The organism is Pseudomonas sp. LBUM1663 (assembly GCF_059695905.1).
In genome coordinates this window covers 136,936-162,105 of record NZ_CP166792.1, presented here as the reverse complement: position 1 = coordinate 162,105, position 25,170 = coordinate 136,936, and the positions used below count along the sequence as shown (strand labels likewise).

Here is a 25,170-nt window from a genome sequence, read left to right as displayed (position 1 = left end):
TCGCTCCCACAGGGATTGCCAGTGAACTTCAAGATGGTTGAGCGGCCAGCCAGGTCTCGTCACAGCACGCCTTGAGCGTTTCACGCAGCCAGCGATGGGCCGGGTCCTTGTCGAAACGCGGGTGCCAGGCCTGGGTCAGCATCAGGGTGGGCAAGGGAACCGGCAGGGTAAACGAGCGCAGCTTCAAGCCCAGGCGTCGCACACTCAACAGCGCTTCCTTGGGTACCGGCAAAATCAGGTCGGAATCCGGCAGCGCAAACATCGCCGCGTGGAAACTCGGTGCAATCACCGCCACCCGTCGCTCCAGCCCAAGGGCATTGAGTGCGGTATCGATCGGCCCGCGAGCAATGCCGCGACGGGACATGCTGATGTGGGAGAAACCGGCGAAGCGCTCGGCCGTGATCTCTTCGTCGAACAGCGGATGGTCCTCGCGAACCAGGCCGACGAAATGAGTGGAAAACAGATTCTGCACCTTTACTTCCGGGGTCAACGGCCGGGTGTTGCTGATGCTCAGGTCGATGCGTCCTTCGCGCAGGGCTTCATCATCGCCATCGCCTTCAGGGACGAAGCGCAGCTCGCAATGGGGCGCCTGGCGGTCGAGGGTGTCAAACAGCTTGCCGCCGTAGACGCCGACGAAAAAGTCATTGGCGCGGATGCTGAACCGACGACGCAACGAACCCAACTCCACCGCATCGGCCGAGCGAAACAGCAACGCGGCCTGCTCCACGACGTCGCGCACTTGCTCGCGGAGCTCCAATGCCTTGGGCGTCGGCACCAGGCCACGACCGGCGCGCACCAGAATCGGATCGCCGATGGCCTCGCGGATTCGCGTGAGCGTTCGGCTCATGGCCGCCGGGCTGAGGTTCATCCGCCGCGCGGCGCCCACCACACTGCCTTCATCGAGCAAGGCGTCTAGGGCGACCAAGAGGTTCATGTCCGGGAGTTGCATGCTGAGCACTCGTGTCTTGGGGTTGGTTGACTCAGACGCAATGCTAGCAAACATCCTTCAAAGACACTGCAACACTTACCGCTGCATCCCCCAGCGCTTGACGGTCACCCGCTCCAGCGTGTCAAACACCAGGTTCTCCACCAGCAACCCAATCAAGATCACCACCGCCAACCCGGCAAACACCTTGTCGGTGTACAGCTCATTACGATTCTGAAAGATGTACCAGCCCAAGCCACCCTTGCCGCTGGTCGCGCCAAACACCAGCTCAGCAGCGATCAGCGTGCGCCAGGCGAAGGCCCAGCCGATTTTCAACCCGGCAAGGATCGACGGTAGCGCCGCCGGGATCAGGATGAACAGCACAAAACGCATCCCCTTGAGGCCGTAATTGCGCCCGGCCATGCGCAGGGTTTCCGAGACGCCGAGAAACCCGGCATAGGTATTCAGCGCCAAGGCCCAGAGCACCGAATGCACCAGCACAAAAATCAGGCTGTTCTGCCCCAGGCCAAACCACAGCAGCGCCAGCGGCAACAGCGCAATGGCCGGCAGCGGGTTGAACATCGAGGTCAAGGTGCTCAGCAGATCGCGCCCGAACTGCGTCGACACCGCCAACGTGGTCAGGGCAAATGCCAGGACAATGCCAATCAAGTAGCCCTTGAGCAACACCACCAGCGAAATCCAGACTTTGGCCAGCAACTCGCCGCTGAGCAATCCGTCATACAGCGCACTGGCGGTTTGCAGAAAACTCGGTAGCAGCAGGTCGTTGTTCTGAATGCGCGCAACCACTTCCCACAGCACCGCGAGCAATATCAGGATCAGGCTTTTACGCAGCCAGGCCTGTTGCCACAGGCGCTGGCCCAGCGGTAATTCGCGCTCCACCGGCACGCTGGTCAATGGCTGCAAAACGGTTTCGAATTCTTCACGCGCAGATGATAAATGGCTCATCGGGCACTCCTCTCAATGGCTCAATAAGCGATGCGAATGTCGGAAAAATCCAGCTCACGCTCGGTTTCCGGCGACTGACCTTCATCGAACAACAGCCGATGAATCCGTCGCGCCGACTCTTGAAACGCCACGCCGCCGAGGCTGTGCAAATCGTATTGATGGCTGTGGACTTCGGCCCGCACCCGCCCCGGATGCGGCGACAGCAACAGGATGCGATTGCCCACCACCAGCGCTTCTTCGATGGAGTGCGTGACGAACAGCAGCGTGAAGCGCACCTCTTCCCAGAGCAGCAGCAATTCCTCCTGCATCTTGCGTCGGGTGAGCGCATCGAGGGCGGCGAAGGGTTCATCCATCAGCAGGATTTTCGGCTGCATCGCCAACGCCCGGGCAATCGCCACCCGCGCCTTCATGCCGCCGGACAAGGTGTGCGGATAGGCATCGGCAAACGCCGCCAGACCGACCTTGTCCAGATAATGCAGCGCCCGCTCTTCGGCCTCTTTGCGCTTGAGGTTTTTTGAGGCCAGCAGCGGAAACATCACGTTCTGTTTGACGGTTTTCCACGGTGGCAGTTGATCGAATTCCTGGAACACCACAATCCGGTCCGGTCCCGGCGCATGGACGGTCTGGCCTTGCAGCCGGATCTCGCCCTCGCACGGTTGAATGAACCCGGCGACCGCTTTGAGCAGCGTCGATTTACCGCAACCCGACGGGCCGAGCAGCACGAAGCGGTCCGCCGGATCGATTTCAAAACTGACGCGGTGTGTCGCCCGAACCACCCGCTGAGGCGTGCGGTATTCGAGGCTGACGTTGTCGACCGACAACAGCGCCTGGGCTGTCGCGTTCGGTTTGCTGACCGTGTGGCCTTGCAAAGGGGCGTTCATGTCGATCAGCTCCCTTGCAGCGGTTTGGCGTCCTGGAAGAAGTAATCCTTCCACGAATCCGGTTTGTTTTTGATCGCGCCGACGCGGTACAGGAATTCGGCCAACGGGTAAGTGTTTTTCGGCGTGACGCTGAATTCGAACTGCGGGTTGTCGATGATTTTCAGCAGTGCGGCGCGGTCGATTTTGGCTTTGGTGACGCGGATGTAAGTGTCGGCTGCGGCGCCTTTATCTTTCTGGGCGAATTGCGCCGCTTCGGTCAGTGCCTCGACGAATGCCTTGTAGGTTTTCGGGTTCTCATCGCGGAATTTCTCGGTGGCAAACAGCACGGTCGGCGAGTTCGGGCCGAGCAGATCATAGGTGTTCAGCACCACATGCACATTGGGGTTTTCCAACGCTTGATCCTGGAACGGCGGGTTGGAGAAATGACCGGTCAGTTCAGTGCCGCCAGCGATCAGCGCAGCCGTGGCGTCCGGGTGCGGAAGGGCGATGGTGTACTTGTCGAGACGATTGAATTCCTTGTCACCCCATTGCTTGGCGGCCGCGTATTGCAGGAAGCGCGACTGCACCGAAACACCGACCGCCGGCACCGCAATACGGTCTTTTTCGGTGAAGTCCGCAATGGTTTTGACCTTGGGATTGTTGCTCACCAGGTAGTACGGGAAGTTGCCGAGGGAGGCGACGGCCTTGACGTTCTGTTTGCCATGGGTGCGATCCCAGATGGTCAGCAGCGGACCGACGCCCGCACCGGCAATATCAATCGAGCCTGAGAGCAACGCATCGTTGACCGCCGCGCCACCGGACAACTGGGTCCAGTCGACTTTGATGTCGATGCCTTCCTGCTTGCCGTACTTCTCGATCAAGTTCTGATCGCGCACCACGTTGAGCAACAGGTAGACGATGCCGAACTGCTCGGCGATGCGGATTTCACCTTCGGCGTGGGCCGCGGTCGGCGCCACCAGGCTGCCGGCGATCAGGCTCAAACCCAAACCGATGGCAGCGGCCAGCGGCGCGAATGGAAGACGTTTGGACATGGAAGTTCTCCGACAAATCAGAAAGGCGCGTCGCCCTGGATGGTGGTGCGATACAGCTTGCGGCGCAGATGGCTTGGGCATCCGGCGGCGAGGTGAATCAGCGAGCGGTTGTCCCAGAACACCAGGTCGTGGGCCTGCCATTGATGGCGGTAGGTGTTTTGCGGCAAGACGCTGTGGGCATAGAGCTCGTCAAGCAGTTGCTTGCTCTCGTCTTCTGGCAAACCGACGATGCGGGTGGTGAAGCCTTCGCTGACGAACAACGCCTTGCGACCGTTTTCCGGGTGGGTGCGGACGATCGGGTGGACCACTTCGGCGACTTGGGCGAGTTGCTCCGGCGTCAGGGTCGGGCGCCAGTTGCCTTCGAATTTGGTCTCGCTGTAGCGCGCGGTGTAGGAGTGTGCCGCCGAGCGGCCATCGACGGCTTTGCGCAGTGCTTCGGGCAGGTTGTCCCAGGCTTTGTGCATGTCGGCGAACAACGTGTCGCCACCTTCGGAGGGCAGTTCCTGAGCGTGCAGCATCGAACCCAGGCTGGGCAGTTCCTTATAGGAAAGATCGGAATGCCAGAATTTTCCGGCATCACCGAGGCCGATGGATTGGCCGTTTTCGATGATGTTGGAAACGATGAGGATTTCCGGGTGACCGGCCAGCAGGAACTGCTTGAGCACATGGATCTGCAACACGCCGAAGCGGCGGCTGAAAGCGATGTGCTGCTCGGGGGTAATGCGCTGGTCGCGGAACACCACGACGTGATGATCCAGATGCGCGCGGTGGATGCGGGCGAAATCCTGATCATTGATCGGGCGGGACAGGTCCAGGCCGATGATTTCGGCACCGACAGCGCCGCTGAACGGGCGAATGTCGAAGGTTTGTGGCGCGATTGCGGGTGACGCAGAGACGGCTGACATAAAAATCACTCCCACGCACGGCACGCTCAAGGGCGCGCGCGTCGATCAAGAAACTCACGGAGGTCCCGTGTTGGTTCGTGTCGTGCGGCGCGCCGATTGGTCGGCAGGTACGCAGGTGGATGACTTTATAGGTATAAGAATTGAAATTTAAATACCGTTAATGAATAACGATATGGCAGAACAGACGATGAGTCACCTGTGGCGAGGGAGCTTGCTCCCGCTGGACTGCGTAGCAGTCCCCCTTTTTTTGGGATAAAGACGGGGGCCGCTTCGCGCCCCAGCGGGAGCAAGCTCCCTCGCCACAGGTCTAGCTTCCTACCGCTCGTGCAGCGCTTCGGCGCGGGCCCGGATAATCGGCTTGAGCAAATAGCTCAGCACGGTCTTCTTGCCGGTAATGATATCCACCGAAGCCACCATCCCCGGGATGATCAGCAATGGCTTTTCATCCGTCCCCAGGTGACTGCGATCCGTGCGCAGTTTGATGATGTAGTACGTGGTCTTCTTGTCTTCATCGGTGATGGTGTCGGCACCGATCTGCTCAAGCCTGGCCTTCAGCCCACCGTAGATGGTGTAGTCATACGCCGTGAACTTCACCGTCGCTTCCTGGCCTGGGTGCAGGAACGCGATGTCTTGCGGGCGGATCTTCGCTTCCACCAGCAAGGTATCGTCCAGCGGCACGATTTCCACCAGGTCGCTGCCCGGCTGGATCACGCCGCCAATGGTGTTCACCAGCAACTTGTTAACGATGCCGCGCACCGGCGAGGTCACCAGCGTCCGGCTGACCCGGTCTTCCAGCGCCTTGCCAGTGGCCTGAGCCTTGTTCAGGTCGGTGCGGGCTTCATTGAGTTGGGTCAGGGCTTCGCTGCGGAACTTGCCGCGCGTCTCGTCGATCTTGCGCTGCACTTCCTTGATTGCCGATTCGGCGCGCGGGATTGCCAGCGTCGTGGCGTCGAGCTGCCCACGGGTTTCGACCTCGGCCCGCTTGAGCCGTAAAACCTCGACCGGCGACACCGCGCCCTGAGCCACCAGCGGCTCGGACATGTTGATTTCCTGACGCTGCAACGCCAGTCCATTGCGGTACTGCGACTGTTTGGAGGTGAATTCGCGCAGCTCTTGCTGACGCTGGATCAACTGCTCCTGCAAACCACCGATCTCATCGTGCAGTTGCTGACGACGGCTGATGTACAGCGACTCTTCACTGGCGGCCTGACCGGGAACAGCCTTGAGCACATCGGTGGGGAAGTTCAGCGGACGGTCATCGACTTCGGCGCTCAAACGCTCCACGCGCAGCAGCATCGACAGTCGATCGGCTTCGGTCTCACCCACGTTGGAGGCAAACCGCGTGTCGTCCAGGCGAATCAGCGGCGCGCCGGCATCGACAATCTGCCCTTCGGTGACGAACAGCTCGGAGACGATACCGCCCTCAAGGTTCTGGATTTTCTGGATCTTCGACGACGGAATCGCTTTGCCGTCGCCCTTGGTGACTTCGTCGATCACCGCGTAATTGGCCCAGAGCATCAGGAACACGAAGAAGCCGATGATCGCCCAGATCGTCAGCCGCACCACGCGCGGGGCGTCTTCGATAAGGGCTTTATTGACCTCGGGAAGTGGCTGGCCGTGCAGCGACTCGGAGCCTTTGAAGTAACGGCGGATCGAATCCTTGAAACCCGACTTAAGCAACACTGATCTGCCCCTTCTTCAACGCTTCCATCACGGCGGCTTTCGGGCCATCGGCGAGTATTTGTCCACGGTCGATGACGATCAGGCGATCCACCAGCGACAACAGCGATGCCCTGTGCGTGACCAGCACCACGGTCTTGTTTTCGATCACCGCGGCGAGTCGTTGTTTGAGGCGTTCCTCGCCGGTGTTGTCCATGGCACTGGTCGGCTCGTCAAGCAGCAGGATCGGCGGGTTGAGCAGCAACGCACGAGCCAGGGCGACATTCTGGCGCTGACCGCCGGACAGGTTCTGCCCGCGCTCGCCGACTTGCAGCTCATAGCCTTGCGGATGCAGGCGGGCGAACTCATGCACACCGGCCAGCTCGGCGGCTTGCAGGACCATTTCGTCTTCTACATAGCGCGCGCCCGAGACCAGGTTGTCGCGCAGGGTGCCGGCCAGCAGCTGGATGTCCTGCGCGACGTAGCCGATGTTGTGGCGCAATTCGCTGACGTCGATCTGACGGATGTCGACGCCGTCCACCAACAGCGCGCCGTCGTCCGGTTGATAGAGCCCTACCAGCAGTTTGGCCAAGGAGCTTTTGCCCGAGCCGCTGCGACCGATGATGCCGATTTTCTCGCCCGGCTTGATGATCAGGTTGATGTTGTTCAGCGCGGCGTTCTGTTGGTTCGGGTAAGTGAAGTTCATCTGCCGGCATTCGATGGCGCCTTGCAACACCTTGCGGCTCAGCGGGCGCTCTTCGAAGTTGCGTTCTTGCGGCAGCTCCATCATCTGGTCCACCGAGACCATGGTCACCCGCGCTTGCTGGTAACGGGTCAGCAAGCCGGACAACGAAGCCAGCGGGCTGAGCGCGCGGCCACTGAGCATGTAGCAGGCAATCAGACCGCCCATGCTCAAGTTGCCGGCGATGATCTGGTACACGCCGAAGACGATCATGATCACGCCGGCCAATTGCTGGATCAGCAATGTAATGTTCATCGCCAGACCCGAGAGCATTTTCACCCGCAGTTCGAGGCGGCTGAGCGTGCCGATGGTCTGTTCCCACTGATACTGGCGTTCGCTTTCGGCGTTGTTGACCTTCACCGCATCGAGGCCGGCGAGGGTTTCGATCAGGCTCGACTGGCGCTCGGCGCCCAGGGCCATGGTTCGTTCCATGGTCGCCACCAGCGGCTTCTGCAACGCATAGCCGATCAGCAGGGCAATCGGGAACGCCAGCACCGGAATCCACACCAGGTGTCCGCCGAGAATCGCGATGACCATGAAGATCAGCAGCGTAAACGGCAGGTCGATCAGGCTGGTCAGGGTCAGCGAGGCGAGGAAGTCGCGCAGGCTCTGAAACTCATGGATGTTCTGGGCGAAGCTGCCGACCCGGGCCGGGCGGTACTTCATGGCCATGCCGACGATGCGCTCGAACAACGTCGCCGAGATGATCAGGTCGGTTTTCTTCCCGGCCAGGTCCAGACACAAGCTGCGCAGGCTCTTGAGGATCAGGTCGAACAGATACGCACCGGTGATGCCGATGGCCAGCACCCACAACGTCGATTCCGCCTGGTTCGGCACCACGCGGTCGTAGACGTTCATCACGAACAGTGGCGCGGCCATGGCGATGATGTTGATCAGGAAACTGGCGGCGATGGCGTCGGCGTACAGCCAGCGCGAACGCTTGAGGGTGTCGCGGAACCACGAGCGCGCACGCGGGATCAGCGTGCCGTGATTGACGTCGAATTTGTGTTGGGGTTGAGCGAAGAACACTTTGCCGATGTAGTCGTCGGCCAGCAGTTCGCGGCTGACGAGGCTTTCGCCGCCATCGCTTTCGCTGATCAGCAGGCGGGCCTGGTCTTCACCGTGCCAGCCGAGCAGGACGGCGCTGCGGCCGTCCTTGAGCAGCAACAGCGCCGGCATCGCAATCGCCGGAATCTGTTCCAGCTTGCGCACCAGCACTCGACCTTGCAGACCGGCGCGAGCGGCGGCGCGAGGCAACAACTCAACGCTCAGACGCTGCTTGGGCAACGGCAGGCCGGTTGTCAGCATCGCGGCGCTGGCCGGCTTCTGATGCAGGGTACACAGGGCCAGCAGACCATCCAGTAACGGATCGTCGTGCAGCGCGCGTGGATCATGAATGAGTTGAACTCGACTGACTTCTGATTCCACGCTCGGCACTCTTGGCTAACAGTAAAAAGGGAAGACTCAATTCATCCCGGGTAGCTGGACCCTGGGCTTCACGTCGTTCTGCACAACGGATGCCAACGGTGCGACCACTCCCTGGCTCTTGAGCAACTCGCCCATGGTCGCCTTGATTCGGTACTGAGTAAATAACTGAATGTTTTTGATCTCCGCCAGGCGACGGGAAGCGGTGAACAGCTCGTTTTCACTGTCGAGCAGGTCGAGCAAGGTGCGCTCGCCAAGGCTGAACTGCTTCTGGTACGCGGTGCGCACGCTGGTGCTGTGATCGACATATTGCTGGGCGATCGGCACTTGGGCGTTGGCGTTGTTCAACGCATTCCAGGCCAGGCCCAACTCTTCATTCAATACGCGCAGGGCGTTGTTGCGGATATCCAGGGCCTGGTTGGACAGGTAGGACTTGGATTCCAGATCAGCCTTGTTGCTGCCGCCGGCATACAGATTGAAGCGCATGCGCAACATGGCCTGCCATTCATTGCTGTGGCCGTTCTGACCGTCGAGATCGTTGTCGGCGGAGCGACCCAGTTCGGCATCGAAGCGCGGGTAGAAGGACGATTTGGCAGCGTCGTACTGCTTCTCCGCCGCAGCGATGTCGGATTCGGCCGAACGCAGGATCGGGCTGTTTTCCAGCATCTGCGCCCGGGCTTCATTCAAGTTGGCCGGCAACAGCGCGAGGAAATCGGCAGGACGCTCCAATTGATCGGGCATCTGGCCCACGGCACTGAGGAAGTTGGTCTCGGCGTCCGCCAGGTTGGTCTGTTCGGTGATCAGGTTGTTACGGGCCTGCGCCATACGCGCCTCGGCCTGATCGAGGTCGGCACCGCTGCCGACGCCGCGCTGGGTGCGCAACTTGATCTGGTCAAAAATGCGTTCATGGCTTTTCAGGTTATCTGTGGCCAGGCGAACGAACTCGCGGCGGGTCAGTACATCCAGATAAACCTGAGCCACGGTCAGTGCGGTACGTTCGGACGTGCCCAACAAGGAATAAGCGCGGGAATTAACGGTGGCTTGTTGACGCCCCACTTCACTGGACGTCGCAAAACCGTCAAAGACCATTTGCGACAGACGCAAACTTGACTCGCTGCGGTTCAGGGTTTCCCAGTGATTGTCGTTACCGGCAGCACGCGTGGTGACACTGTCAGTGCCTTCGCGACCATAACCGCCCAGCAGATCGACCCTTGGAAGGTATCCACCTTTTGCTGCCTTTAACTGATAATCCGCGGCCAAACGACTATTAACGCCTGCCTGGATTTCCGGATGGACATCCAACGCCTGTTGCATGGCCTCCGGAAGTGACTGCGCCTGAACAAAACTGGCGGCAAGGGCGAAGGGTAAAGCCTTGAACAGGTGCAAACGCATGGTTGGAATTTCCCGGAATTACTTGTCTTGAATCACTGCAGAACGTGCCGCTGCATCGGATGATGACCATCGGAATGACCGTGTGTCGGAAAGTTTGAATTTGGAACTGAGTCACAGTCTGTGGGGCAGGTAGTTACCTAAATATCAATGTGACATTACGGGGGCGAGTGTTTAGGATGACAACACTAAGGTCAATAGTTTGGCATATAGTTTATAGCGAAATAATATAGCCAATTTGTTGACGATTAAACGCGTCAAAGTTGTGCCTCGAATATCTTGAAAGTACGTCCAGACTGATTTGGCGAACACGCCATCAGGTTCATGGAAGTCAACTGAACGTGACACCCGGAGAGTCTTCAATGAGCAGTGTTGTTGCCATCGTCAAAAGCATTGTCGGTCAGGTTTTCGCGGTGTCCCCAGAGGGCATTCGCCGCGTACTCGTTGAAGGCGACCGGTTGTTTGTCGGCGATCAGGTAGACACTGGCGCGGCGGGCGCCGTTACGCTTGAACTGGCTGACGGCCGGACCCTGGACCTGGGCCGCGACACTCAGTGGAGCGCCAGCGACCCGGATTCCAGCACGGACCTGTCAGAAGCCACTGCACAAGCCGCGCCATCGGTTGAAGAACTGCAACAAGCCATCGTTGCCGGTGCCGACCCGACCACTGAACTCGAAGCCACCGCCGCCGGCCCTACTGCTGCGGGCACGGGCGGTGCAGCCGGTGGCGGTCACAGCTTCGTGATGCTGGATGCAACCGCTGGCCGGGTCGACCCGACCATTGGTTTCCCGACTGCGGGGCTCAGCACTGCGGCACAGGCTGCACAACTCACCACCGGTGGCCAGACGGCTGACACCAGCGCCAACGTGCAGCGCGAGTCGACCTTGAGCCTGAGTGCCACGCCGACCATCACCGAAGCAGGCGGCGTACTGGTTTACACCGCGACCCTGACCCAGGCACCGCTGACCGACCTGACCATCACCCTGTCCAATGGCTCGGTGATCGTGATCCAGGCCGGCCAGTTGACCGGCACCGTCAACGTCCCGCTCGCGCCGAACGACACGGTTTATAACGACTCGACCCAGATCAACGTGACCGTCACCGGCACCACGGGTGGCAACGGCATCACCGTCACTCCGCCAACGACCCCGGCCGTGACCCAGATCACCGACACCGTCGACACCACCACGGTCACCCTGACCGCCGGCGCCAGCGTCACCGAAGGTGGCCAGATCACCTACACCGCCACCCTGACCAACCCGGCGCAGACACCGGTCACCATCACCCTGTCCAACGGCTCGACCATCACCATCGAGGCTGGCAAAACCACGGGCAGCGTTGACGTGTCGACGCCGGCCAACGACGTCTATAACAACGGCAGCACGGTCACCACCATCATCACCGGTGCCACCGGCGGCAATTTCGAGAACCTGGTGCCAGACCCGGCCCCGGCCGTGACCACCATTACCGACTCGCCGGACACCACCACCCTCACACTGACGGCGGGTTCGACGGTCACCGAAGGCGGCCCGATCACCTACACCGCCACACTGAACAACCCGGCTCAAACGCCGGTCACTGTCACCCTGTCCAACGGCTCGACCATCACCATCGAAGCCGGCCAAACCACCGGTTCCGTGAACGTCGACACTGCGGCCAACGACGTTTATCAGAACGGCAGCACCGTCAGCGCCACGATCACTGGCGCCACCGGCGGCAACTTCGAGAACCTGGTACCGAGCACTACGCCAGCGGTCACCACGATTACCGACTCGGTCGACAACACCGACCTGAGCCTCAGCGCCACCGGCACCGTGGTCGAAGGCGGCCAGATCACTTACACCGCTACCCTGACCAACCCGGCCGGCACCCCGATGACCGTGACTTTGAGCAATGGCTCGGTCATCACCATCGAAGCGGGCAAGACCACCGGCAGCGTGACCGTCGATACGGCGGACAATGACGTTTACAACAACGGCAGCACCGTCAGCACCACCATCACCGGGACCACCGGCGGCAATTTTGAGCAACTGACTCCGAGCACCACGCCAGCGGTCACCACCGTTACCGACTCAGTCGACAACACCGACCTGAGCCTCACCGCCACCGGCACCGTGGTCGAAGGCGGCCAGATCACTTACACCGCTACCCTGACCAACCCGGCCGGCACGCCGATGACCGTGACCTTGAGCAATGGCTCGGTCATTACCATCGAAGCGGGCAAAACCACCGGCAGCGTGACCGTCGATACGGCGGACAATGACGTTTACAACAACGGCAGCACCGTCAGCACCACCATCACCGGGACCACCGGCGGCAATTTTGAGCAACTGACTCCGAGCACCGAGCCGGCGCTGACCACCATTACCGACTCGACGGACGACACCGGCCTGAGCCTGTCGGCGTCCACCGAAGTGGCCGAAGGCGGTCAGATTCTGTACACCGCGACCCTGACCAATGCAGCTGGCACGCCAGTCACCGTCACCCTTTCGAACGGCGCGGTGATCACCATCGCCGCCGGCGCGACCAGCGGCTCCGTCTCCGTCAAGGCCCCGGCCGATGACGTCTACAAAGACGCCGGTAAAGTCGAAGCGACCATCAAGGACGTCACTGGCGGCAACTTCGAAAACCTGGTGCCGAGTACTGTTGCGGCAGTGACTGACGTGACCGACACCCTCGATACGTCGACCGTCAGCTTGACCGCGACGTCCACTGTGGCTGAAGGCGGCACTGTGGTTTACACCGCGTCCGTCACTGCGCCAGTGACCGGCTCGCCCGTGGTTGTGACTTTGTCCAACGGCCAGACCATCACCATTCCGGTCGGTTCGAGCTCCGGTAGTGTGAACTTCGTTGCACCGAACGACGCCCTCGCGGGCGGCAGTTCGCTGAGCGTGAAGATTGATGATGCCAAGGGCGGCAACTACGAAAAGCTGGACGTTGACGGTAAGTCGGCGGACACCTCGGTCACCGATTCGGCTGACACCACCACGCTTAGCCTCACAGCAACCGACTCGGTCGCTGAAGGCGGTTCGATCGTCTACACCGCCAACCTGACCAACGCCGCCGGCACGCCAGTGACCGTCACCCTGAGCAATGGCGCGGTGATCACCATCGCGGCCGGTGCCACCAGTGGTTCCGTGACCGTCAAGGCACCGGCCGATGACGTCTACAAAGACGCCGGTAAAGTTGAAGCGACCATTAAGGACGCGACTGGCGGCACCTTCGAAAACCTGGTCAAAGACCCGGCGGCTGCGATTACCGATGTGACCGACACCGTCGACACGTCGACGGTCAGCCTGACCGCGACTTCGTCCGTGGCAGAAGGCGGCACCGTGGTTTACACCGCGTCCGTCACTGCGCCAGTGACCGGCTCGCCAGTCGTCGTAACCCTTTCGAACGGCCAGACCATCACCATTCCGGTCGGCGCCAGTTCGGGTAGCGTGAATTTTGTTGCACCGAACGATGCCCAGGCCGGCGGCGGTTCGCTGAGCGTCAAGATCGACGACGCCAAGGGCGGTAACTACGAGAAGCTGGACGTCGACGGCAAGTCGGCGGACACCTCGGTCACCGACTCGGCTGACACCACCACGTTTAGCCTGACAGCAACCGATTCGGTCGCTGAAGGCGGTTCGATCGTCTACACCGCCAACCTGACTAATACGGCCGGCACGCCGGTCACCGTCACCCTGAGCAACGGCGCCGTAATCACCATCGCCGCCGGCGCCACCAGCGGCTCCGTGACCGTCAAGGCACCCGCCGATGACGTCTACAAAGACGCTGGCAAAGTCGAAGCAACTATCAAGGACGCGACGGGCGGCAACTTTGAGAACCTGGTCAAAGACCCGGCAGCCGCCGTGACTGATGTGACCGACACCGTCGACACGTCGACGGTCAGCCTCACTGCGACTTCCTCTGTCGCCGAAGGCGGAACCGTGGTGTACACCGCCTCCGTCACCGCGCCAGTGACCGGTTCGCCGGTCGTGGTGACCCTCTCGAATGGCCAGACCATCACCATTCCGGTCGGCGCCAGTTCGGGTAGCGTGAATTTTGTTGCACCGAACGATGCCCAGGCCGGCGGCAGTTCGCTGAGCGTCAAGATCGACGACGCCAAGGGCGGTAACTACGAGAAGCTGGACGTCGACGGCAAGTCGGCGGACACCTCGGTCACCGACTCGGCTGACACCACCACGCTTAGCCTGACAGCAACCGATTCGGTCGCTGAAGGCGGTTCGATCGTCTACACCGCCAACCTGACCAACGCCGCCGGCACTCCGGTCACCGTCACCCTGAGCAATGGCGCGGTGATCACCATCGCCGCCGGCGCGACCAGCGGCTCCGTGACCGTCAAGGCACCCGCCGATGACGTCTACAAAGACGCTGGCAAAGTCGAAGCAACTATCAAGGACGCCACTGGCGGCAACTTTGAGAACCTGGTCAAGGACCCGGCCGCAGCGGTGACCAGCGTCACCGACACCCTCGACACCTCGACCGTCACGCTGACCGCCACAAGCACCGTGGCTGAAGGCGGCACCGTGGTTTATACCGCCTCGGTCGGCGCACCTGTCACCGGCTCGCCTGTGGTCGTGACGCTGGCCAACGGTCAGACCATCACCATTGCGGTCGGCGCCAGCAGCGGCACCGTCAACGCTGTGGTCTCGAACGATGTACTGAGCGGCCACGCGCCGGTGACCAATTCGATCACCAACGTCAGCGGTGGCAACTACGAAAATCTCGTCGCCGATAAAACCCCGGTCAGCACCAGCGTGACCGACACCGTCGACACCACCACCCTGTCGCTGACTGCCACCGGCAACGTCAACGAGGGTGGTTCGATCGTTTACACCGCGACCCTGACCAACCCGGCCGGCACTCCGGTCACCGTGACCCTGAGCAACGGTGCCGTGATCACCATTGCGGCCGGTAAAACCACCGGCACCGTGACCGTCGACGCACCGAAAGACGACGTTTACAAAGACGCCGGCAAAGTGGAAGTCACCATCAAGGACGCCGCTGGCGGCAACTTTGAACAACTGGTCACCAGCCCGAATCCGGCCGTGACCAACGTTGCCGACACCACAAACACCACGCAGCTGACCCTCAGCGCTGACAAGTCTGTACTTGAAGGTTCGCACATCACCTACACCGCGACCCTGACCAACGCCGCGCAAACCCCGGTGACCGTCAAGCTGAGCAACGGCGAGACCATCACCATCGCAGCCGGCAAGACCAGCGGTTCGGTCACCATCGCGGCGCCAAGCGACGACGTCTACAAGGATGCCGGCAAGCTCACCGTCAAGATGACGGACGCCAGCGGTGGCAACTTCGAAAAACTCGACATCAGCAAGACCGCTGTGAGCACCACCGTCAAAGACACGGTGGACACGACGTCCCTGTCCCTGTCGGCCAGCCACACCGTGAGCGAAGGTGGCCAGATCACCTACACCGCCACCCTGAGCAACCCGACGGACACGGCGATGACCGTGAAGTTGAGCAACGGCGCAGTCATCAACATCGCCGCCGGCGCCACCACCGGTTCGGTGAACTTCGCTGCACCGGCCAACACGCCGTACATCGACGGCGGCAAAATCCAGACAACGATTGCCAGCCACAACGGCGGCAACTTCGAAAAAGTCGTCACAAACTCTTCGCCGGCAGTCACCACCGTTACCGATTCGACCGACACCACTGGCCTGAGCCTGAGCGCCACCGGTTCGGTCGCCGAGGGTGGTTCGATCGTCTACACCGCGACCCTGACCAATGCCGCTGGCACTGCAATGACCGTGACGTTGAGCAACGGCGCGGTCATCAACATCGCCAAGGGCGCCACCACCGGTTCGGTGAACTTCGCCGCCCCCAAGGATGACGTCTACAAAGACGCCGGCAAAGTCGACGCCAGCATCACCAAGACCACCGGCGGCAACTTCGAAAACCTGGTGGCCGACAAGACGCCAGCAGTCACCGACGTGACCGACACCATCAACAACAGCACCGTCTCCCTGACCGCAACGGCCAGCACGGTCGAAGGCGGCACCGTGGTTTACACCGCGTCGGTCAATGCACCGGTGACCGGTTCTCCGGTGGTGGTGGCGTTGTCCAACGGCCAGTTCATCACCATCCCGGTCGGCGCGAGTTCGGGTAGCGTGAATTATGTTGCACCGAACGACGCCTTGGCGGGCGGCGGTTCGCTGAGCGTGAAAATCGACGGCACCACCGGCGGCAACTACGAAAACCTGGTGGCGAATCAAACCCCGGCGGTCACTTCGGTAACCGATGTCAAAGACACCACCACCCTGAGCCTGAGCGCTTCGGATTCGGTGGCTGAAGGCGGCTCGATCGTCTACACCGCAACGCTGACCAACGCTGCCGGCACCCCGGTCACCGTGAACCTGTCGAACGGCGCCGTGATCACCATCGCGGCCGGCGCAAAGGTCGGCTCCGTGACCGTCAAGGCGCCAGCCGATGATGTCTATAAAGACGCCGGTAAAGTCGAAGCGACCATCAAGGACGCTTCCGGCGGAAATTTCGAAAACCTGGTTTCCAGCCCGGCGGCTGCGGTCACCAATGTGACTGACACCGTCGATACATCGACCGTCAGCTTGACGGCCAACAGCAGCGTGGCGGAAGGCGGTACCGTGGTTTACACCGCGTCTGTTACCGCTCCGGTGACCGGCTCGCCGGTGGTTGTGACCTTGTCCAACGGCCAAACCATCACCATTCCGGTTGGCGCCAGCAGCGCCAGCGTGAACTTCATTGCGCCGAACGACGCCTTGGCCGGCGGTGGCTCGCTGAGCGTGAAAATCGATGACGCGAAGGGCGGCAACTACGAGAAACTCGACGTCGATGGCAAGTCGGCTGACACCTCGATTACTGATTCCGCAGACACCACCACCGTCAGCCTGAGCGCTACCGACTCGGTTGCGGAAGGTGGTTCGATTGTCTACACCGCGACGTTGACCAATGCTGCCGGCACCCCGGTCACTGTGAACCTGTCGAACGGTGCCGTGATTACCATCGCGGCCGGCGCGACTATCGGCTCCGTGACGGTCAAGGCGCCTGCCGATGACGTCTACAAAGACGCTGGTAAAGTCGAAGCGACCATCAAGGATGCCAGCGGCGGCAACTTTGAAAACCTGGTCACTAGCCCGGCAGCAGCAGTTACTGAAGTGACTGACACGATCAATACGTCGACAGTCAGTCTGACGGCAACTTCCTCTGTCGCCGAAGGCGGCAACGTGGTCTACACCGCTTCCGTCACCGCGCCAGTCACCGGTTCGCCCGTCGTCGTAACCTTGTCCAATGGCGAAAAAATCACCATTGCCGTCGGCGAAAGCAACGCCTCGATCACCGTCAAAGCGCCGAACGATGCCTTGGTCGGCCACGAGCCGCTGACCAATGCCATCAAGGAAGTCACGGGCGGCAACTACGAGAACCTGATCGCCGACAAAACCCCGACCTCCACCGCCATCAGCGACACTCTGGACACCACCAAAGTGACCATGACCGCCAGCGACTACGTGGTCGAGGGCGGCACCATCACTTACACCGTCAACCTCAGCAATGCCGCCGGCACTGACATGACGGTCAAACTGAGCAACGGCGAGAGCGTCGTGATCAAGGCCGGCGACAAGTCGGGCTTCATCACCGTCCCGGCGCCGAGCGATGACGTCTACAAGGACGGCAGCAAAATCACCGTGGGCATCGCCAGCACCGACGGCGGTAACTTCGAAAAACTCGACATCAGCAAGACCACGCACACCACTACCGTCAACGACACCGTGGATACCACCACGCTCAAGCTCAGTGCCGATGTAAGCACCGTCGGCGAAGGTGGCCAGATCACCTACACCGCCACACTGAGTCATCCTGCCGACACGGCCATGACCGTGACCCTGAATAACGGCCTGGTGATCAACATCAAGGCCGGCGAGTCCAGCGGTTCAGCGCCGTACACCGTGCCGAATGACGTCTACAACGGCGCCTCGCCGGTTCGGGCGGCGATTGCAGACAGCACGGGCGGCAACTTCGAAAAACTCGACACCGACCGCTCGGCCGTCGTCACCAAAGTGACCGACAGCGCGGACGCCACAACGTTGAGCTTGAGCGCTACTGATTCGGTCGCTGAAGGTGGCTCGATTGTTTACACGGCGAACCTGACCAACGCCGCCGGCACGCCGGTCACCGTGAACCTGAGCAATGGCGCCGTAATCACCATCGCCGCCGGCGCGACCACCGGTTCCGTGACCGTCAAGGCACCTGCCGACGACGTCTACAAAGACGCCGGAAAAGTTGAAGCGACCATCAAGGTCGCGACTGGCGGCAACTTCGAAAACCTGGTGAAAGACCCGGCCGCAGCGGTGACCGATGTCACCGACACCATCAACACGTCGACCGTCAGCTTGACCGCGACTTCGTCCGTGGCCGAAGGCGGCACCGTGGTGTACACCGCGTCCGTCTCTGCGCCAGTGACCGGCTCGCCGGTCGTCGTGAGCTTGTCCAACGGCCAGAGCATCACCATTCCGGTCGGCTCGAGCAGCGCCAGCGTCAACTTCGTTGCGCCGAACGATGCATTGGCCGGCGGCGGTTCCCTGAGCGTCAAAATCGACGACGCCAAGGGCGGCAATTACGAGAAGCTGGACGTCGACGGCAAGTCGGCAAACACCTCGGTGACTGACTCGGCCGACACCACCACTCTGAGCCTCACAGCAACCGATTCGGTCGCTGAAGGCGGCTCGATTGTTTACACGGCGAACCTGACCCACGCGGCTGGCACACCAGTCACCGTGAACCTGAGCAATGGCGCCGTAATCACCATCGCCGCGGGTGCGACTACCGGTTCCGTGACCGTCAAGGCACCGGCCGATGACGTTTACAAAGACGCCGGCAAAGTCGAAGCAACCATCAAGGACGCGACTGGCGGCAACTTCGAAAACCTGGTGAAAGACCCGGCCGCAGCGGTGACCGATGTCACCGACACCATCAATACCTCGACCGTCAGCCTGACCGCGACTTCGTCCGTGGCTGAAGGCGGCACCGTGGTGTACACCGCGTCCGTCTCTGCACCAGTGACCGGCTCGCCGGTCGTCGTGAGCTTGTCCAACGGCCAGAGCATCACCATTCCGGTCGGCTCGAGCAGCGCCAGCGTGAACTTCGTTGCGCCGAACGATGCATTGGCCGGCGGCGGTTCCCTGAGCGTCAAAATCGACGACGCCAAGGGCGGCAATTACGAGAAGCTGGACGTCGACGGCAAGTCGGCAAACACCTCGGTTACCGACTCGGCTGACACCACGACGCTTAGCCTGAGCGCTACCGATTCGGTCGCCGAAGGTGGCTCGATTGTTTACACGGCGAACCTGACCAACGCCGCCGGCACGCCGGTCACCGTGAACCTGAGCAATGGCGCCGTAATCACCATCGCCGCCGGCGCGACCACCGGTTCCGTGACCGTCAAGGCACCTGCCGACGACGTCTACAAAGACGCCGGAAAAGTTGAAGCGACCATCAAGGACGCGACTGGCGGCAACTTCGAAAACCTGGTGAAAGACCCGGCCGCAGCGGTGACCGATGTCACCGACACCATCAATACCTCGACCGTCAGCCTGACCGCGACTTCGTCCGTGGCTGAAGGCGGCACCGTGGTGTACACCGCGTCCGTCTCTGCACCAGTGACCGGCTCGCCGGTCGTCGTGAGCTTGTCCAACGGCCAGAGCATCACCATTCCGGTCGGCTCGAGCAGCGCCAGCGTCAACTTCGTTGCGCCGAACGATGCATTGGCCGGCGGCGGTTCCCTGAGCGTCAAAATCGACGACGCCAAGGGCGGCAATTACGAGAAGCTGGACGTCGACGGCAAGTCGGCAAACACCTCGGTGACTGACTCGGCCGACACCACCACTCTGAGCCTCACAGCAACCGATTCGGTCGCTGAAGGCGGTTCGATTGTTTACACGGCGAACCTGACACACGCGGCCGGCACCCCGGTCACCGTGAACCTGAGCAATGGCGCCGTAATCACCATCGCCGCCGGCGCGACCACCGGTTCCGTGACCGTCAAGGCACCTGCCGACGACGTCTACAAAGACGCCGGAAAAGTTGAAGCGACCATCAAGGACGCGACTGGCGGCAACTTCGAAAACCTGGTGAAAGACCCGGCCGCAGCGGTGACCGATGTCACCGACACCATCAATACCTCGACCGTCAGCCTGACCGCGACTTCGTCCGTGGCCGAAGGCGGCACCGTGGTGTACACCGCGTCCGTCTCTGCACCAGTGACCGGTTCGCCGGTGGTTGTGACCCTTTCCAACAACCAGACCATCACCATTCCGGTCGGTTCGAGCAGCGCCAGCGTCAACTTCGTTGCGCCGAACGATGCATTGGCCGGCGGCGGTTCCCTGAGCGTCAAAATCGACGACGCCAAGGGCGGCAATTACGAGAAGCTGGACGTCGACGGCAAGTCGGCAAACACCTCGGTTACCGATACCGCAGACACCACCACCGTCAGCCTGAGCGCTACCAACTCGGTCGCCGAAGGCGGCTCGATTGTCTACACCGCGAACCTGACCCATGCAGCCGGCACTCCGGTGACCGTGACCCTGAGCAACGGCGCGACCATCACCATCGACGCCGGTAAAACCACCGGTACCGTGACCGTTGATGCGCCGAAAGACGATGTCTACATCGACGCCGGCAAGGTCAGCACCACAATTACCACCGCGACCGGCGGCAACTTCGAAAACCTGGTGCCGAGCACGGCTCCGGCAGTGACCAACGTCACCGACACCCTCGACACCTCGACGGTCAAACTCACCGCTACCGGCACGGCGGCTGAAGGCGGCATCGTCACTTACACCGCCACCGTCGGTGCGCCAGTCACCGGTTCGCCCGTGACCGTGTCGTTGGCCAACGGCCAGACGATCACCATCGACATCGGTAAAACCACCGGCTTCGTGACCACTCTCGCGCCAAACGATGCAGTGACCGGTCATACACCACTGACCAACTCGATCACCAACGTCAGCGGCGGCAACTACGAAAACCTGGTGGCCGACAAAACTCCGGTCAGCACCACCGTGACCGACACCACTGACACGACCACTCTGTCGCTGAGTGCGAGCAACTCGGTGGCCGAAGGTGGCCAGATCATCTACACCGCCACCCTGACTAACGCCGCCGGCACACCGGTGACCGTGACGTTGAGCAACGGCGCGGTGATCACCATCGACGCCGGCAAAACCACCGGCACCGTGAGCTTTGATGCGCCGAAAGACGACGTTTACAAAGACGCGGGCACAGTCCAGGCGACCATCAGCAACGCCACCGGTGGCAATTTCGAGAGCCTGGTCAAAAGCCCGGCCGCAGCCGTCACCAACGTCACCGACACCCTCGATAGAACCGAAGTCAGCATCACCGGCAGCACCTCGGTGACCGAAGGCCAGACCGCCAGTTACACCGTCAGCCTGACGAGCCCGGCGCAGACCGAAGTCACCCTGAAGATCACCTATAGCGGCACCGCCGCCGACGGTTCGGACTTCACCGGTGTGTACACCGTGAAAATTCCGGCGGGCGCCAGCACGGCGAATTTCAACGTCGCGACCCTGGACGACCGGATCACCGAAGGCACTGAAAACTTCGTGGTCAAGATCGACTCGGCCACCGGCGGCAACTTCGAGAACCTGGCGATCAGCGCGACCAACGGCAGCATCAGCACCGCGATCGTCGACAACGACGCGCCGCCCGTGCTCGACCTGGATACCAACAACTCCAGCGGCGCCACCGGTGCCAACTACAACGTGACGTTCACCGAAGGCACAACGGGCCAAGGCGTATCGATCGGCGACACCGACCTGAAAATCACCGACTCGGACAGCACCATGCTGACTGGCGCGACTATCGTGCTGACCAACCGTCAGCCGGGCGACGCGCTGAACCTGGGCAACAGCGTCAACGGCATCTCCATCAATGCCAACAGCAAGGACGGCACCGTCACGCTGACGTTGTCCGGCAACGCAACGCTGGCCGACTACATGCAGCAGATCAAGAACATCAGTTTCACCAACAGCAGTGAAGACCCGAGCACCGTGCCGCGGATCATCACCGTGACGGTGACCGATGGCAGCAACTACTCCAACACTGCGACCACCACCGTCAACGTCGTGGCAGTTAACGATGCGCCGACCGCCGCGCCGGTTAACCTCACCGGAACCGAGGACACCCCGCTGATCCTCGGCTGGTCGACCTTCGGCGTCAGCGATGTCGACAGTCCGGCCGCCAGCCTCGGCGTGAAAATCACCGGCCTGCCGGGCGAAGGCAAATTGCAGTACCTGAACGGGTCGACCTGGACCGACGTGACGACCAACCAGACCCTCTCCAAGACTGACATCGACGCGGGTAAAGTGCGCTTCCTGCCGGATGCCAACGAATCCGGCGCCAATGGCTACGGCGGCACCGGCGTGGGCAACAATCTGGCGGACTACGCACAGATCAAGTTCCAGCCAACCGACGGTTCGCTGCTGGGCAACACCGGTACGATCAAAATCGACATCACGCCGGTTGCTGACGCGCCGGCCTTGAGCGTTGCGGACAACAGTGTCAAATCCACCGGGCTGATCAAGGAAGTCTGGACCGGCCTGTCGGGCCTCGGCACCGACGGCAGCGGCGCGGCGACGAACACGCTGAAGTCGGTGATCGACGCAGCCGGCAAACCGAACAGCAGCACCACCGTGACCAACGTGCAGTCCGACGGCAGCGTGACCGCTGGCACCGCGTCGAAAACGTCCGGCCTGATCTACCTCGAAGCCGGCAAGACTTACAGCTTCAGCGGCACCGGTGATGACAGCCTGCTCGTGACCATCGGCGGTAAGACCGTGGCCAGCGCGCTCTGGGGCGCGGGCGGCAATCTGAGCGGTTCGTTCACCCCGACCGCCAGCGGCTACTACACCCTGGATATCTACCACCACAACCAGAGCGGCCCGGGCAGCTATGACGTCAACCTGTCGGTCAACGGCGGGGCGGCGGTCGACCTGAGCAGCGCGGGCGTGCCGTTGTACACCGGCGTTGCAGACCTGGCCGCTTCCGGCGTGACGGTTTCCGACCTGCACGGCACCAACGGCGAAGGTTACTACGACGGCTACAAGCTCAACGAAGCGGCCGAAGGCACCAGCGTTCACTTGTCTGCGATCAAGACTGCGCTGACGGATACCGACGGCTCCGAAAGCCTGATCGTGAAGATCAGCGGTATCCCGGCGGGCTCAGTGCTCACCGATGGCGCCGGCCACACCTTCACCGCCAGTACCACGTCGGGTGAAGCCAACGTCACCGGCTGGAACCTCGGCTCCCTGACCGTGACCCCGCCGCCGTACTACAACGGCCAGTTCAACCTGACCGTGACCTCGACCTCCACCGAGGTTCTCGGCGGCTCGGCGGCCAGCATCGCGACGATCCCGGTCACGGTTTACCCGGCGGTCTACAACGCCGTTACTGCCACGGCGGCCGATGACACCATCACCGGCACCGACGGCAACGACATCATGGTCGCCGACATCGGCGGGCTGACCGTGGTGCCGGGCACCAACTACAACATCGCCTTCATGGTCGACAGCTCGGGCAGCATGAGCGCCTCGTCGATCAGCGCCGCCAAAGACTCGCTGACCGCGGTGTTCAACACGCTCAAGCAGAGCATGGGTGGCAACTCGGGTACCGTGAACATTTTCCTCGCGGACTTCGATAACCAGGTCAACAAGTCTGTTTCAGTGAACCTGAACGATCCGAATGCGCTGATCCTGCTCAAAGCGGTGCTGGATTCCATGGCGTCCGGCGGCGGCACCAACTACGAGGACGTGTTCAAAACCACGGCGAACTGGTTCCAGAGCGCCGACGCAATGACCAACACCGGGGCGAAGAACCTCACGTACTTCATCACCGACGGCAAACCGACCTACTACCAGAGCGGTGAGCAGACCAACCCGACCCTGTTCGGCAACGTGAAGCTCGATGACGTCATCACCACCACCAATTACAAGTTGGGGCAGACCTACTCCGGCTACCTGGACAGCACTCACTACCTGACCATTGATAACTCCGGCACCGTCACGCTGCAGACGTACAAGAGCTCGTGGGGCGGTTACTGGAGCAGTTCCGAACTGGGCACTATTCACGCCGAGGGCAACGGCACGTACGAGCTGTCCTATCGCGACGGCAACGGCAGCAGCACCGGCTCCAGCGCCATCGACAACTCCACCAGCGGTTTCGCACTGCTGGACAAGGTGTCGACAGTCGAAGCCATCGGCCTGAACAAAGACGTCACCCTCAGCGACCTCAAACCGTACGATTCGGACAAGACGCCGCAAACCAACATCGATCCGAAAGACCTGGCCAACTCGATCATCGGTCACACCGAAGCGACCCTGCCGGGTGCCGACACGGTCAATGGCGGCAACGGCAACGACATCCTGTTCGGCGACCTGGTGAGCTTCAACGGCATCGCCGGCGAGGGTTATCAGGCGATGCAGGCGTTCGTCGCCAAAGAAACCGGCGTGGACGTCAGCAAAGTCACCACCAGCAACGTGCACCAGTTCATCACCGAGCACTACAACGCGTTCGACGTGTCCGGTGCCCATGACGGCAACGACTCGCTGTTGGGCGGTGCGGGCAATGACATTCTCTTCGGCCAGGGCGGCAATGACCTGCTCGACGGCGGCAAGGGCAATGACATCCTGCTCGGCGGCTCAGGTAACGACTCGCTGATGGGCGGTCAGGGCAACGACATCCTGATTGGCGGCTCGGGTGCAGACACCTTCGTCTGGAAGGCTGGCGACACCGGCAGCGACGTGATCAAGGACTTCAAGGCCAGCGAAGGTGACCGCATCGACCTGCGCGATCTACTGCAGGGCGAAACCGGCAGCACCATCGACAACTTCCTGAAGATCAGCACAGTGGATGGCGTGTCGTCGCTGCAAGTCAGCTCCGGCGGCAAGTTCAACTCAGGCGATGCGGCCGCTGCAACGCCGGATGTGACGATCAAACTGGAAGGCAACAACTGGTCCAGCGCCAACCTGCACTCGTTGATTGCCGGCAGTGACCCGACCATCAAAGTCGATCACAACAACAGCTGATCCCACGAAAAACGGCCGCCCTTATGGGGCGGCCGTCACGTTTGTGCCCATCCCCCCGGTGACGATTTCGTCGCCGCACCGCATACTCGCGTCCAGTTGGCCTATGCTGCTGACAGCATGACGCTGGTTCATTTCTGAGGGAT

Annotated in this window: 9 protein-coding genes; 1 reads left to right on the top strand and 8 read right to left on the bottom strand. The window is 61.5% G+C overall.

The features are described from left to right. Positions 1-28: 28 nt before the first annotated feature. The 8 genes from ACA075_RS00720 to ACA075_RS00685 form a co-directional block, all read right to left on the bottom strand. Positions 29-949 carry a LysR family transcriptional regulator gene (locus tag ACA075_RS00720; RefSeq protein ID WP_219097785.1) on the bottom strand — a complete coding sequence of 307 codons (921 nt, stop codon included), beginning with the start codon at positions 947-949 and terminating at the stop codon, positions 29-31. 75 nt (positions 950-1,024) lie between these two features. Beyond that, the gene (locus ACA075_RS00715) at positions 1,025-1,891 is read right to left on the bottom strand and encodes an ABC transporter permease (protein WP_497296880.1); all 867 of its coding nucleotides are present in this window, start codon (positions 1,889-1,891) and stop codon (positions 1,025-1,027) included. 20 nt (positions 1,892-1,911) lie between these two features. Further along, positions 1,912-2,772, bottom strand: a complete 861-nt coding sequence (locus tag ACA075_RS00710) for an ABC transporter ATP-binding protein (protein ID WP_497296879.1) — start codon at positions 2,770-2,772, stop codon at positions 1,912-1,914. A 5-nt stretch (positions 2,773-2,777) separates the two neighbouring features. Further along, positions 2,778-3,803, bottom strand: coding sequence for an ABC transporter substrate-binding protein (locus tag ACA075_RS00705; RefSeq protein ID WP_497296878.1), 1,026 nt, complete (start codon positions 3,801-3,803; stop codon positions 2,778-2,780). Positions 3,804-3,820: 17 nt separating this feature from the next. Continuing rightward, a complete protein-coding gene (locus ACA075_RS00700; protein ID WP_497296877.1) occupies positions 3,821-4,708 on the bottom strand; it encodes a TauD/TfdA dioxygenase family protein in 888 nt (295 codons plus the stop codon). 315 nt (positions 4,709-5,023) lie between these two features. Then, entirely contained in the window at positions 5,024-6,391 is a 1,368-nt protein-coding gene (locus ACA075_RS00695; RefSeq protein WP_497296876.1) for an HlyD family type I secretion periplasmic adaptor subunit, read from the bottom strand. Next, the gene (locus ACA075_RS00690; protein ID WP_219097779.1) at positions 6,381-8,537 is read right to left on the bottom strand and encodes a type I secretion system permease/ATPase; all 2,157 of its coding nucleotides are present in this window, start codon (positions 8,535-8,537) and stop codon (positions 6,381-6,383) included. Before ACA075_RS00690 ends, ACA075_RS00695 begins: the two co-directional genes overlap by 11 nt. Positions 8,538-8,573: 36 nt before the next feature. Continuing rightward, entirely contained in the window at positions 8,574-9,926 is a 1,353-nt protein-coding gene (locus ACA075_RS00685) for a TolC family outer membrane protein (protein ID WP_497296875.1), read from the bottom strand. A gap of 359 nt (positions 9,927-10,285) precedes the next feature. Here ACA075_RS00685 and ACA075_RS00680 point away from each other — a divergent pair, with 359 nt between their 5' ends. Then, the gene (locus ACA075_RS00680) at positions 10,286-25,027 is read left to right on the top strand and encodes a retention module-containing protein (RefSeq protein ID WP_497296874.1); all 14,742 of its coding nucleotides are present in this window, start codon (positions 10,286-10,288) and stop codon (positions 25,025-25,027) included. The last annotated feature ends 143 nt before the right edge of the window (positions 25,028-25,170 follow it).

What these genes read in the sequence shown, in the direction of transcription:
- ACA075_RS00720 (WP_219097785.1), bottom strand. Translation starts at nt 949, where the DNA reads ATGCAACTCCCGGACATGAACCTCTTGGTCGCCCTAGACGCCTTGCTC.
- ACA075_RS00715 (WP_497296880.1), bottom strand. Translation starts at nt 1,891, where the DNA reads ATGAGCCATTTATCATCTGCGCGTGAAGAATTCGAAACCGTTTTGCAG.
- ACA075_RS00710 (WP_497296879.1), bottom strand. Translation starts at nt 2,772, where the DNA reads ATGAACGCCCCTTTGCAAGGCCACACGGTCAGCAAACCGAACGCGACA.
- ACA075_RS00705 (WP_497296878.1), bottom strand. Translation starts at nt 3,803, where the DNA reads ATGTCCAAACGTCTTCCATTCGCGCCGCTGGCCGCTGCCATCGGTTTG.
- ACA075_RS00700 (WP_497296877.1), bottom strand. Translation starts at nt 4,708, where the DNA reads ATGTCAGCCGTCTCTGCGTCACCCGCAATCGCGCCACAAACCTTCGAC.
- ACA075_RS00685 (WP_497296875.1), bottom strand. Translation starts at nt 9,926, where the DNA reads ATGCGTTTGCACCTGTTCAAGGCTTTACCCTTCGCCCTTGCCGCCAGT.
- ACA075_RS00680 (WP_497296874.1), top strand. Translation starts at nt 10,286, where the DNA reads ATGAGCAGTGTTGTTGCCATCGTCAAAAGCATTGTCGGTCAGGTTTTC.